The organism is Hyphomonas sp. UBA3601, assembly GCF_002375605.1.
Lineage (GTDB): Bacteria > Pseudomonadota > Alphaproteobacteria > Caulobacterales > Hyphomonadaceae > Hyphomonas.
The window spans coordinates 1-311 of record NZ_DFME01000115.1; the positions used below are offsets into that span (position 1 = coordinate 1).

Below are 311 nucleotides of genomic sequence, written 5' to 3' on the forward strand. Positions count from 1 at the left end.
CGCTCTCGCCTTCGGAATGGCAAATGAGAGTTCTCGGCCCTATTATTGAGATGACGCCCTGTTTCCTGGCGGCCGGCGTTCCCAATCAATTTCATAGCGGCTCGATACGATGGGCACTTGTCAGTCACCACGACATGTGGATTGCCGTACCGCTTCATGGCTTTTCTCATGAATTTCAACGCTGAAACCTTATCGCGCGTCTTCGTTACGAAGGACTCCAGAACTTCGCCCTCATGGTCGACTGCGCGCCAAAGATAGCGGGTCTTTCCACGGATCTTCACAAAGACTTCGTCCAGGTGCCACTGCCATTG

1 protein-coding gene is annotated in these 311 nt (G+C 53.4%); it reads right to left on the reverse strand.

Features of this window, described 5'->3' with window-relative positions; all coding sequences use genetic code 11:
- On the reverse strand, positions 1-311 hold a 311-nt coding region (locus tag B4F73_RS12170; RefSeq protein ID WP_290483388.1), incomplete at both ends, for a DDE-type integrase/transposase/recombinase.